The organism is Actinobacillus porcinus (assembly GCF_901764995.1).
Classification (GTDB): Bacteria; Pseudomonadota; Gammaproteobacteria; order Enterobacterales; family Pasteurellaceae; genus Exercitatus; species Exercitatus porcinus.
The window spans coordinates 139,860-152,355 of the sequence record NZ_CABFKI010000005.1; the positions used below are offsets into that span (position 1 = coordinate 139,860).

Sequence of the window (12,496 nt, forward strand, 5' to 3'; positions counted from 1 at the left end):
CTCAATAGGTTAAGATGTTAAACGTTGACGTATTCTAACGAAATTAAGAAAGAAAATGTATCTGGTTGAAGTATTTTTCCAAAATAAACACTCCGCTCCCCTTTTAGCGCAAGTCCCTTTTATCAATCGTGTAATTGATCAGTGGCGATATAATGGGCAAATTATCGGGCGCGAAATTCCTGTTTTTATGGCTGAGCAAGAAGGGGAAATGGGGCTGGCAACCCGTGTGATTTGCCCAGAGCAATCCAGCCTTTTACTTGAAAATAACAATGTTGAAGTCGATCAAGCCTTGGCGCAAGCGGAAAAGCGCGGTTTATTTTTAGATAGTTTTCACATTGTGGGCGAAGATTTAAATTCCGATGTAACGTTTGAACAAGAAAAACCCGAATGGCAAGTGCTTTATACTACCCATTTGCAGGTTTGTTCACCCTTGCATAGCGGTGATAGTTTGGCGCCTATTCCCTTGTACAAACAACTCAAAAATCAACCGCACTTAAGTATGGATGTAATCAAATGGCAAGAAAACTGGCAGGCTTGTGATCAATTGCAAATGAACGGATCGGTGCTGGAAAATCAAGCATTAACAGAAATTTCCGATATTCAAAGCAACACCTTCAAGCATGGTTATTACCTTGCCCGAGAAATTGAACAAGAAACACAGATTCCGACTTTCTATTATTTATACCGCGTGGGCGGCAAGAATTTACAGAGCGAGCAACAACGAAAATGTCCTAAATGTGGCGGCGATTGGACATTAGCACAACCACTTTTTGACCTTTTCCATTTTAAATGCGATGATTGCCGTTTAGTATCAAATCTCTCTTGGAACTTTTTATGAATTACGAAAGCCAATTAAACAATCTCAAATTGGGACAAAAAACCGAATATAAAGCGGAATATGACCGCACATTATTACAACCTGTGCCGCGCGCCTTAAACCGCGATGGATTAGGGATTACCGCGCAACAGCCCTTTACGCAAGGTAGCGATATTTGGACGGCGTATGAAATTTCTTGGCTCAATCCTAAAGGGTTGCCGCAAGTGGCGATCGCCGATGTTGAAATTGATTTTCGCTCTGAAAATTTGATTGAGTCGAAAAGTTTTAAATTGTATTTAAATAGCTTTAACCAAACCAAATTTAGCACATTTGACGAAGTTCAACGCATTATGCAGCAAGATTTAAGTGAATGTGCCAAAGGGGATGTCAAAGTGCGGTTAAATCCGCTGGCGTTTTATAATGCGCAACCGATTGCTCAATTACAGGGCGAATGTATTGATGAGCAGGATATTGAAATTGACGATTATGGTTTTGATGCCACTCTTTTGGAAAATAGCGTAAATGAAAATACGGTGGAAGAAACGCTCGTTAGCCACTTACTAAAATCAAACTGCTTAATTACCAGCCAACCCGATTGGGGTTCGGTACAAATTCATTATGTAGGCAAACAAATTGATCGGGAAAAATTGTTGCGTTATCTCGTGTCTTTCCGCCAGCATAATGAATTCCACGAACAATGTGTAGAACGGATTTTTTGCGATTTAATGACCTTTGCTAAGCCCGAAAAACTCAGCGTTTACGCGCGCTACACGCGCCGCGGTGGTTTGGATATTAATCCTTTCCGCTCCAATTTTGAAACCGTGCCGCAAAACAATCGCCTTGCACGTCAGTAATGAAAACAATTTAAAAGGATTTTAAATATGAGCCATATTCACTACGTTAACCCGAAAGGCAGTATGGATTTGCTGTCCCATGCTGAAGTGGAACAATTAACCAAACAAGCACAATCGCCGCTTTATCAGCTCTACCGAAACTGCTCTCTCGCCGTATTAAACTCGGGCGCAGTCACAGACGATAGCCGTGCATTGTTGGGCAAATATGCTGATTTTGATATTCAGCTGCTTGCTCGTGAACGTGGTGTGGCGTTGGAATTACACAATCCACCCGAAACGGCGTTTGTGGATGATGTGATGATTCGTAATATTCAATATCATCTTTTTGCGGTGTTGCGGGATATTTTATTTGTAAACGCAATGATGCAACGTTTTGGCTTAAACGACGCACAAACAGGCGAAGCCATCACAAATCAGGTTTTTAGTATTTTGCGCAACGCGAAAGCCCTGATCGTAGGCGAAGAACCGAATTTGGTGGTGTGTTGGGGCGGACATTCTATCAGCCAAACAGAATATCAATATTGCCGCGCGGTCGGTTTAGAGCTTGGGCATCGTGAGCTTAATATTATTACAGGTTGTGGGACGGGCGTGATGGAAGCACCAATGAAAGGGGCGGCAATCGGGCATGCTAATCAACGCTTCAAAAATGGGCGTTTTATTGGTATTACCGAGCCATCGATTATTGCCTCCGAGCCGCCTAACCCGATTGTCAATGAATTGATTATTATGCCCGATATTGAAAAACGCCTTGAAGCCTTTGTGCGCATGGGACATGGTATTATTATTTTCCCCGGCGGCCCGGGCACCTTTGAAGAATTTATGTTTATTTTGGGCATTAAACTGAACCCTGAAAATCAAACCCAACATTTGCCGTTAATTCTCACCGGCCCCAAAGAATGTGCCGATTATTTTGCCGCGATTGACCGTTTTGTGGGAGAAACGTTGGGAAAAGAAGCGCAAAAGTTATATGAAATTATCATTGATGATCCTGCTGCGGTGGCACGCCATATGCGTAAGGCGATGATTGATGTGAAAAAACAACGTTACGATAATGCGGACAGCTATGGATTTAACTGGTCATTAAAAATCGATCCTGCATTTCAACATCCGTTTATTCCAACCCATGAAAATATGGCAAATTTAAACCTGCACTTAAACCAAAGTGCGGTGGATTTAGCGGCAAATTTACGCCGTGCCTTTTCAGGTATTGTTGCGGGAAATATTAAGTCGGAAACCCAAGATAACATTGAAAAATACGGAAAATTTCAATTACGCGGCGATGAAAATCTAATGAAAAAAATGGATATTTTATTGCAAAGTTTTGTTGAACAACATCGAATGAAATTGCCAACAGGCGATGCCTATGTGCCTTGCTATGAAATTTCGTAATCTCTAATTTGCTGTCACTTTAAAGGAAAGCTTATGAAAAAAATTGAACAACTTTTTGCCAACAACCACAGTTGGGCAATCCGAATGCGCGAAGAAAATGACGATTATTTTCGCGAGCTTGCTGAACGTCAAACACCGGATTTTCTTTGGATCGGTTGTTCGGACAGCCGCGTTCCTGCGGAAAAATTAACCAATCTAGGGCCGGGGGAATTATTTGTTCACCGAAATATTGCCAACCAAGTGATCCATACGGATTTAAACTGTTTATCTGTGGTGCAATATGCGGTGGATGTGCTAAATATTGAGCATATTATTATTTGCGGTCATACCAATTGTGGGGGGATCAAAGCAGCGATCACAAAGCAAGATGTGGGGCTGGCGAATAACTGGTTGCTACATATTCGCGATATTTGGTTTAAACACAGTAGTTTAATCGGCAAATTATCCCCTGAAAAACGCGCGGATATGCTCACCAAGCTCAATGTTGCCGAACAGGTTTACAACTTAGGCCGCTCTTCTATTGTGCAAGATGCTTGGGCGCGTGGGGCTAAATTATCATTACACGGTTGGGTTTATGACGTCAATGACGGTTATTTAATTGACCAAGGTGTGCTAGCCACAAGCCGCGAAAGCCTTGAAATTTCTTACCGCGAAGCGATTGCTCGTTTGCAAACCTTGGAAGAAGAGGATATTTTCAGAAAAGAAATGCCAGAAAATAGCTAAAAATTAACCGCACTGGTGTAATAGAGAAATTTGTTCAGACCGCCGTACACCCTATACAAAGCTGATCAAGCCGTATAGGGTTATTTAATCTGAGCCGCGCTGTTCAGCCCCAGCGGGGCTAGGTTTAACGAACCTAGCACGGCTCGTGCTAGGTGGTTTCTCAAAGATAAACTTTGCCAGCAATCTAGAACTATTTGCAAACCGATAGTTTTTTATATTTAATTCCGTTTTTTCACCGATTTACGAATCACCAATTCAGGATGAATTTCAATGGTACTGCGTTCATCGGATTTGGTGTTAATGCGGTCAAATAAGAGTTTTAACGCCTGTTCCCCTAAACGTGCTTTAGATTGGTGAATGGTGGTTAAAGGCGGTGCGCAGAAACGGGAAATATGCACATTATCATAACCAATGATTGAAATATCATCAGGAACACGCAAGCCTTTTTCGGTAATCGCGGAAATCGCGCCGAACGCCATAATATCGTTACAACAGAAGACCGCAGTGGGGCATTTAGGTTGTGCAAGCAAACGGTTCATGCATTCATAGCCATCTTCAGGCTCAAAGGATCCTTCTAATAACCAATCAGGGTTCATTTGTAACCCCGCTTCATGTAACGCTTTTAAAAAGCCTTCGTACCGTTTTCTTGCCGTTGTTTTGGTTAATTCTGCGCTTAAATAACCAATTTCAGTGTGACCGTTATCAACCAAATGTTTCCCGGCTAAATAGCCCCCTTCAAAACTGTTATCTAAAATGCGATCCGTATTAGGATTTAAAGGACCCCAATCCATCACCACCATCGGAATCGCATTAAATCCTTTGAGTAAATCCAAGCTATCTGCTTTGTATTCGGAACACATCACCAAAATACCGTCCACACGCTTTTTAGCAAGCATATCCACGTGATTTTTAATCTTTTCAGGGTTATTTTGGGTATTACATAAAAACAGGGAATAACCTTGACGATAACATTGATCTTCCACCGCATGAATAATCTCAGCAAAGTAAGGGGCTTCGCTGGTAGTGACAATCATCCCAATGGATTTTGTGGTATTTACTTTTAAACTACGTGCCACAGCACTGGGTGAATAATGCAGTTCTTCGATTGCTTTTAAGACAATTTGTTTGGTTTCATCTGCCACATGGCGAGTTTCATTAATGACATGTGAGACCGTGGTGGTTGAAACCCCCGCTAATTTTGCAACATCTTTAATCGTAGCCATCGCATTCTCCTTTGAAATTTGCGCTATTATATCGGCAATACAGTAAAATTAATATGGAAAAATTGCAGATAACTGCTAGAATGCAATCGTTTAACAATAACAAATGGAGAAAATAAATGAGCGATTTTGGTTATTCAATGATGATGACATTATTATCATTAGCCTTGATTATTGTTTTAGCTGTTTCAATTTTTTAATTTGAGATAAGAATTGGACAAAGCAAATAGTGTTAATTCGGAAATAAATTAAACCGCACTTAAATTAGTTTCCGAAATTGTATAAAGCTGAAATGGCGATTGGTGAGCTTGTCGAACCATAAGGCATTTCAGCGTTTTTTTACACAAGACTTACGTTGGTGTAATAGACAAATTTGTCGTTAAATCCTTTTACGTTAAGATTTTAACGAGGTTTTGACCATTAAATTTGTCCTTTAAGCCACAAAAGCGGAAGATGATTTAATTGATGAAGTGATTATGAAGCTTGTTGATTTAATCGATCCGCAATCGAAAACCGCACACGTGGCGGTTTAATTTTATCAACCTACCCCGAAAGTGAAAGCTCTCGGGGTTTTCTTTTATCTAAACAAACTAACAAGGAGTCCATTATGACAACTTTTAATAAAATCTTAACCTCAGTGTATTCAACTATCTCAGGTTTCTCAATGAACCAAGACGGCTCAATGAATGTTACCTATGCGATCGGGACAGGAACTGAAGATGATGGCGAAGTCACCGAGTTCAACCCGCTCATCACAGAGTACAAATATCTTGATTCATAGCAAGCTATGAACATTATGACCGCACCAATGTCAAAAGATGACATCGGCAAATCATTCCAAGATATTATGATTGTTCATTGTGATTGATATACTTAATGCAATTTGTGATTAGTCATAGCGAAATGTTACCGTGCCAGCCGTAGAGACAGAAACATACAGCCCATCACGATCAGCGACTTTATAAACTTTGTCTTTAGGTTTAAGAGATTTGATTTTTGTATCTGTTAGCATTTTACGTCATTTTTACCGTCATTGATTTGACGGTATTTTCAATCTTTTTGTCGATATTGACAATACTATACCGTCAAAAACACCGTCAGAAAAATGAACTAATGTGAAATGCTATGAAATGGTATGAAATAGAAAAGCCTTGTTTCCACAAGGCTTTTGGTTGATTTTGAAATGAATTGAAAAGGTATGAAAAGCGGAGTTTTTATTCCCATTCAATCGTTGCAGGTGGTTTACCTGAAACGTCATACACCACACGAGAAATGCCATTCACTTCGTTGATAATACGGTTGGAGATTTTGCCGAGTAAATCGTATGGTAAGTGCGCCCAATGTGCGGTCATAAAGTCGATAGTTTCTACTGCACGCAATGAAACAACCCAATCATATTTACGCCCATCGCCCATTACGCCCACAGATTTGACCGGTAGGAACACGGTAAAGGCTTGGCTGACTTTGTAGTACCAGCCTGATGCGTGGAGTTCTTCCATAAAGATCGCATCGGCACGGCGGACTAAATCGCAGTATTCTTTTTTGATTTCACCCAACACACGCACGCCTAAGCCTGGGCCTGGGAATGGGTGGCGGTTGAGCATTTCTGCCGGCAAGCCTAGTGCCAAGCCGATTTTACGCACTTCGTCTTTGAACAATTCACGCAATGGCTCAACTAAGCCTAATTTCATATAATCTGGTAAGCCACCTACGTTATGGTGTGATTTGATCACGTGTGCTTTGCCTGTTTTGCTGGCAGCGGATTCGATCACATCTGGGTAGATTGTGCCTTGTGCTAGCCATTTTACTGAAGTCAATTTTTTCGACTCATCATCAAACACATCAACGAACACTTTACCGATGGTTTTGCGTTTCGCTTCAGGTTCATCAATGCCTTTAAGGGCATCTAAGAAACGATCTTCGGCGTTTACACGGACAATGTTCAAACCAAATTTATCGCCGAACATTTCCATCACTTGATCGCCTTCGTTTAAGCGTAATAAGCCGTTATCCACGAATACGCAGTGCAAGTTTTTGCCGATCGCACGGTGTAAAAGTAGAGCGGTCACAGACGAGTCCACGCCGCCGGATAAGCCTAAAATCACTTCATCATCGCCAACTTGCGCTTTAATGCGAGCCACGGCATCTTCAATGATATTTTCCGCTGTCCATTTGGTTTCGCAGCCACAAATGCCGACCACGAAATTTTTCAGTAGTTCTAAACCGCTTTTTGTATGGGTCACTTCTGGGTGGAACTGCACACCATAGAAACGGCGACTTTCGTCCGACATTGCCGCAATTGGGCAAGTTGGGGTGACGCCTGTCACTTGGAAGTTTGACGGTAAACGGGTAACTTTATCGCCGTGGCTCATCCAAACGTCTAATTTTGGTTGAGAAGCGGTCAAATCATCGTTCAATTTTGCAAATAAGCTATCAGTTGCTTTTAACTCAACAGATGCATAGCCAAATTCACGGCGATCTGAAGTTTCCGTTAAACCGCCTAACTGCATCGCCATAGTTTGCATACCGTAGCAAATGCCAAGCACTGGCACGCCAGCGTTAAACACATATTCAGGTGCACGTGGGCTATTTTCTTCAGTGGTACTTTCAGGACCACCTGAAAGAATAATCCCTGTCGGGTTAAATTCACGGATCTGTTCTTCCGTCACGTCCCAAGCCCAAAGCTCACAGTAAACCCCGATTTCACGCACACGACGTGCGATCAGTTGGGTATATTGTGAACCAAAGTCAAGGATTAAGATTTTGTGGTTGTGGATGTTTGTCATTTTTGTCTCTTATGTTACATTAGGAATTATTAACTGATTATGAACAGAAGTTGATATTAATTTATTAACTTCTTTAATCAGAGATTTACAAATTAATTTACCAATACAAATATGAATACCTTTGTTCGGGTTATTTTGGATATTCACTTCTTTTCTTTTAGATATTATTGCCAGATGTAAAGGTGATATAGGAAAAATATAATCACTGCATATCTGAGCGTTTTTATTAAATTCTTTAGTACTTGTAATAAAAGGGGAATCAGAAGTCAAAATATATTCCCCAGAATCATTATAAGCTATATCCACATGAATTTCGAACTTAAATAGATCTAGTATGAATTTTTTATATTCAATATAGGCTAATAATATTAATGGAATATTATTATCATTAAGATTCTTTAGTTTTTTACCTAAAAAATAATTACTTCTGAATTTTTGTAAAATGGCAAATAATAACATGAACTGAATGTCTGTTTGACTAATTTTATGTTCCTGAATAATCTTTGGTAGATTATTTATAAATTCTCCGTAATTAGTCTCAATTGCTGAAAACTCATCTTCAATAAGGTTTGATAAAAGTATTTGCTTTATTTTATTTATATCTTTTAATTCAGATTCTGTTAACCTTGCTTCAATAAAATGAATCAGGTTATGTTTTTTAATATAGATTGTTAAGTCATCTTGAGTAAGTAGCTCTAACCACCTAGATGTTTCATATAAATTTTTTAGAAAATTTTTAGTTTCTAAACCATATTCAGATTCTAAAAAATCTTTATATAAATTTTCTATCGTGTGAATTTGCTGTCCTGTAATAAATGTTAATAAATGAAGATCGTTTTCAAAAAAGCACCTTTCGGGTTTGGATTTATACTGTTTCCCATTTTTAGGTTCTATCGTCAGTTTACCCTTTTTATCTATCCATTGCTTAGAATATACAATAGGTAAATAATGATGGCGTTTTTTGCTAGCTTGATTTAATATTTTTTCCTTTGTCATATTCATAGTTCTTGTTCATCTGTATCTAATAAAACTGGCTATAAAAACGGAAAATAGCTAGAGTAACTTGTGTAATATTTTACAATTTTCAACCTCATTTTATTTCAACTTCTTCTTACTTTCCGCAATCATTTTCTTCGCAGATAAATCGCTCACCACTTTTTTTCCCGTTTTGCTCTCTAACTCTTGTAAAGCGACTTTGGCGACATTTCCGCCTTGTTCAGCGACTTTTTGATTTTCTTCAAAGGTTTCAGGGTTTACCGCTTGCGAAATATCTTTGACTGAGGCTTCGGCTAACATATTGAGAATGAGCTCTGTGTTCGTCATATTATCGCGTAAGTTTTCTTTCTTTAACCCTTTGAATTGCTTATATTCTTTAGTGGTTTTTCCACTCCACGCTTTGGTAATAATATCGGTTAAAACGGCAAATTGTTGCCCTTCTTTCACACCGACACGTTTCCATTCGTCCGTTAATTCCTTACGAATTTCAATGCTTTTTAAACGCTGGTTAATCCAATTTTCCGAATAGCCTAATCGCAAGTAATCCTGCATTGCTCGGTTGATAGTAAGTTCCGGATCTTGCAATTCATCTAAACGCTCACTTCCCACTTGTGCTAACCAAAGTTTAAATGGCTCAGCTTTCGGGGACGGAATGGATTGAATTAAGCGCAGTAGTTGCGGTACATCGGCTACATCGCTTTTATAAAATTTACCATCGGCAGCTTTCAATTTCAGTTGACTACAATTTGTAGCCAACTGACTTCCTTCCTTCTTAAGCCTTGTTTTCAATACACTCCAGTATTTTCTTGGATTAGGGCTTTCTGTCAAAACTTCGATGACATCAATAATCGAAAAATACCATTTTTCTTGCTCTTCGTCCCAAACGGAACGGACTTCTTTGTGTTCAAAAAGTTTAATGTCCATATTAGATTTCAAGCGGTTAAATTTTCAGAAAATTTTGCAAAATAATAAAAAACTAGAAAAGGTGGGCAAGGATGCCCACCCTACGAGTTGATTTAAAGATTAGCCCATACGATAGTTAGGCGCTTCTTTCGTAATGGTTACATCGTGAACGTGGCTTTCTTTAATACCTGCACCACTAATGCGTACGAACTGTGCTTTTGTACGTAAATCTTCGATAGTCGCAGAACCAGTTAAGCCCATACAAGAACGTAAACCGCCCATTTGTTGGTGGATGATTTCTTTTAAGAAACCTTTGTACGGAATACGACCTTCGATACCTTCAGGCACGAGTTTGTCCGCTGCATTATCTGATTGGAAGTAACGGTCTGAAGAACCTTTACTCATCGCACCTAATGAACCCATACCACGGTAAGACTTGAAGGCACGACCTTGGTAAAGCTCGATTTCGCCCGGTGCTTCTTCTGTTCCTGCAAACATTGAACCTACCATTACACAGCTTGCACCGGCAGCAATGGCTTTTGAAATATCGCCTGAGTAGCGGATACCGCCGTCTGCAATTACAGGAATACCACGACCTTCTAATGCCGCTGCGGCTTCTGCAATGGCAGTAATTTGTGGAACACCCACGCCGGTTACGATACGTGTGGTACAAATTGAACCCGGACCGATACCCACTTTCACCGCACTTGCGCCCGCATCAGCAAGGGCGATAGCCCCTTCTGCGGTCGCTACGTTTCCTGCCACGATTGGTAAGTTCGGGTATTTCGCACGGGTTTCACGCACACGTTGTAACACACCTTCAGAATGACCGTGTGAAGAGTCAATTAAAAGCACGTCCACACCGGCTTGCACTAAAGCTTCAATACGTTCTTCATTGCCCGGACCTGCGCCCACTGCCGCCCCAACGCGTAAACGACCAAATTCGTCTTTACAAGCGTTTGGTTTTTGTTCTGCTTTTTGGAAATCTTTAACGGTAATCATCCCTTTTAATTTAAAGCTGTCATCAACCATTAACACTTTTTCCACGCGGTGTTCGTGCATTAAATCTAAGATTTCTTCACGTGTCGCATTTTCTTTAACGGTAACAAGGCGTTCTTTTGGCGTCATCACTTTCGATACCGGCTTGCTTAAGTCACGCACGAAACGGGTATCACGACCTGTAATAATACCGACTAAATTGCCTTCTTTATCTACAACAGGGTAGCCGGCAAAACCATTTTTCTTCACTAATTCAGCCAGTTCACCTAACGTTAATTCAGGCGAAACGGTTACAGGTTCGGTAACGATACCGCTTTCAAATTTTTTCACTTTACGTACACGATCTGCTTGGCGCTCGATAGACATATTTTTGTGAATAAAACCGATACCACCTTCTTGCGCTAAAGAGATCGCTAATTTGGTTTCGGTTACGGTATCCATCGCTGCGGAAAGCATTGGGATATTTAAACGAATAGTTTTAGTTAATTGAGTGGAAAGATCCGCAGTGTTAGGTAACACGGTTGAATGGGCCGGGACGAGTAAAACATCGTCAAACGTTAATGCCTCAGATTTGATTCGAAGTGCCATTGCAATATTCTCTCTTTTAAGTTGTAAGTTAAATATTGCGGCGGGATTATACAGATTTTCAATGCGGTTGTGAACGGAAAATTTTATCTTTTTTGCAGAATATGCAAAAATAAGCCAAACGTTTTCCTATGAGAAATTTTATGGTTCAGCTATTAAACCTGTTGGCGGATTGTCAGCCCCATTCTTTTGAAAAATTGACCGCACTTTTATCCCTAAATGACGCACAGCTTTTAGCAGAAATTTCAGCCTTGCAAGAACAGGGTATTCAAATTGATACGCGTTTTGGCGAAGTGAAACTTATCGCCCAAACGGCACTGATAAGTGCGGAGAAAATTCAACAAACTTTTCCTCATTATAAGGTGATTTATCATCCTATCATTAATTCCACCAACCAATTTATGCTAGCCAATCAAGGACGGCTGAATAAAGGGGATATTTGTTTGACGGAACACCAAACCGCAGGGCGAGGTCGCCGTGGTCGCCAATGGCAATCGCCATTTGGGAGCCAAGCTATTTTTAGTTTAATTTGGCAAGTGGACGCGCGTAAGCCTATTGATGGCTTAAGTTTGGTTGTGGGCATGGCGATTGTGGATGCCATCAAAAAATTAGGCGGATGTGGGGCAATGTTGAAATGGCCTAATGATGTTTTGCTGAATGGGAAGAAGTTGGCCGGGATTTTGATTGAAATTGCCAATAGTGAAAATGGAAAATTGAATTTGGTTATTGGCGTGGGCATTAATGTGGCGATTCCCAAAGACAGCAACCAAATTGATCAGCCTTGGGCAAATTTGAATGAAATTTTGCCTAAAATTGACCGCACTTTGTTGCTTTGCACGGTGATTCAAGAAGTCGTTACTGCGCTGGAATATTTTGAGCAGCAAGGCATTACCGCTGAATTTCAGCAAAAATGGTTGTTATGTGATGAATTCTTTGGCGAAGAAGTAAATGTGATTACGGAGAAAGAAGTGATTTCAGGGATTGAGCAGGGTATTGATGAACGGGGATATTTACAATTAATACGCAACAATGGTGAACAATGTTTGACCTTTAATGGTGGAGAAGTGTCCTTAAGACGGAAGTTGTAGATAGGTGAACATAGCCCTATACGAGCCGTATAGGGCTCTTTAATCTGAGCAGCTCTGCGGCTCTTCCTTTCAGCCCCGGCGGGGCTAGGCTTAACGAACCTAGCACAGCTCGTGCTAGGTGATTCACAAAGATGAA

The 12,496-nt window shown here is 40.4% G+C and carries 12 protein-coding genes; 6 read left to right on the forward strand and 6 right to left on the reverse strand.

Translation table 11 applies throughout. The annotated features are described in order from the left end of the window. Positions 1-55: 55 nt before the first annotated feature. The 4 genes from E7T07_RS05265 to can are packed head-to-tail and all read left to right on the forward strand — an operon-like array spanning position 56 to position 3,783. Positions 56-838 (forward strand): Zn-ribbon-containing protein, encoded by a 783-nt coding sequence (locus E7T07_RS05265; RefSeq protein ID WP_135709852.1) that lies wholly within the window; start codon positions 56-58, stop codon positions 836-838. Beyond that, positions 835-1,671 (forward strand): NADPH-dependent 7-cyano-7-deazaguanine reductase QueF, encoded by an 837-nt coding sequence (gene queF / locus E7T07_RS05270; protein WP_135709853.1) that lies wholly within the window; start codon positions 835-837, stop codon positions 1,669-1,671. The genes E7T07_RS05265 and queF overlap by 4 nt, the downstream gene beginning before the upstream one ends. A 27-nt stretch (positions 1,672-1,698) precedes the next feature. Further along, positions 1,699-3,060 carry a nucleotide 5'-monophosphate nucleosidase PpnN gene (gene ppnN, locus E7T07_RS05275; RefSeq protein ID WP_135709854.1) on the forward strand — a complete coding sequence of 454 codons (1,362 nt, stop codon included), beginning with the start codon at positions 1,699-1,701 and terminating at the stop codon, positions 3,058-3,060. A gap of 33 nt (positions 3,061-3,093) precedes the next feature. Next, a complete protein-coding gene (can, locus tag E7T07_RS05280) occupies positions 3,094-3,783 on the forward strand; it encodes a carbonate dehydratase (RefSeq protein WP_135709855.1) in 690 nt (229 codons plus the stop codon). Between the two features lie 218 nt (positions 3,784-4,001). Here can and purR read toward each other — a convergent pair whose 3' ends face one another. After that, positions 4,002-5,006: an HTH-type transcriptional repressor PurR gene (gene purR / locus E7T07_RS05285; RefSeq protein WP_135709856.1), complete on the reverse strand. Its 1,005-nt coding sequence runs from the start codon at positions 5,004-5,006 to the stop codon at positions 4,002-4,004. A gap of 604 nt (positions 5,007-5,610) precedes the next feature. Between purR and E7T07_RS05290 the strand changes: the two genes are divergently transcribed. Then, positions 5,611-5,784: a hypothetical protein gene (locus E7T07_RS05290; protein ID WP_246046141.1), complete on the forward strand. Its 174-nt coding sequence runs from the start codon at positions 5,611-5,613 to the stop codon at positions 5,782-5,784. Positions 5,785-5,892: 108 nt separating this feature from the next. Here E7T07_RS05290 and E7T07_RS05295 read toward each other — a convergent pair whose 3' ends face one another. The 5 genes from E7T07_RS05295 to guaB form a co-directional block, all read right to left on the reverse strand. Beyond that, complete coding sequence (locus tag E7T07_RS05295; protein WP_246046143.1) at positions 5,893-6,015, reverse strand: Arm DNA-binding domain-containing protein; 123 nt, start codon at positions 6,013-6,015, stop codon at positions 5,893-5,895. A gap of 202 nt (positions 6,016-6,217) precedes the next feature. Further along, the gene (gene guaA, locus E7T07_RS05300) at positions 6,218-7,789 is read right to left on the reverse strand and encodes a glutamine-hydrolyzing GMP synthase (protein ID WP_135709857.1); all 1,572 of its coding nucleotides are present in this window, start codon (positions 7,787-7,789) and stop codon (positions 6,218-6,220) included. A gap of 9 nt (positions 7,790-7,798) precedes the next feature. Then, complete coding sequence (locus E7T07_RS05305) at positions 7,799-8,785, reverse strand: DUF4238 domain-containing protein (protein ID WP_167874936.1); 987 nt, start codon at positions 8,783-8,785, stop codon at positions 7,799-7,801. Between the two features lie 99 nt (positions 8,786-8,884). Next, positions 8,885-9,709 carry a BRO family protein gene (locus E7T07_RS05310; protein ID WP_135709859.1) on the reverse strand — a complete coding sequence of 275 codons (825 nt, stop codon included), beginning with the start codon at positions 9,707-9,709 and terminating at the stop codon, positions 8,885-8,887. Between the two features lie 99 nt (positions 9,710-9,808). Continuing rightward, positions 9,809-11,275, reverse strand: coding sequence for an IMP dehydrogenase (guaB, locus tag E7T07_RS05315; RefSeq protein ID WP_005817800.1), 1,467 nt, complete (start codon positions 11,273-11,275; stop codon positions 9,809-9,811). 140 nt (positions 11,276-11,415) lie between these two features. Here guaB and birA point away from each other — a divergent pair, with 140 nt between their 5' ends. After that, entirely contained in the window at positions 11,416-12,360 is a 945-nt protein-coding gene (gene birA / locus E7T07_RS05320) for a bifunctional biotin--[acetyl-CoA-carboxylase] ligase/biotin operon repressor BirA (protein WP_135709860.1), read from the forward strand. Positions 12,361-12,496 lie beyond the last annotated feature (136 nt).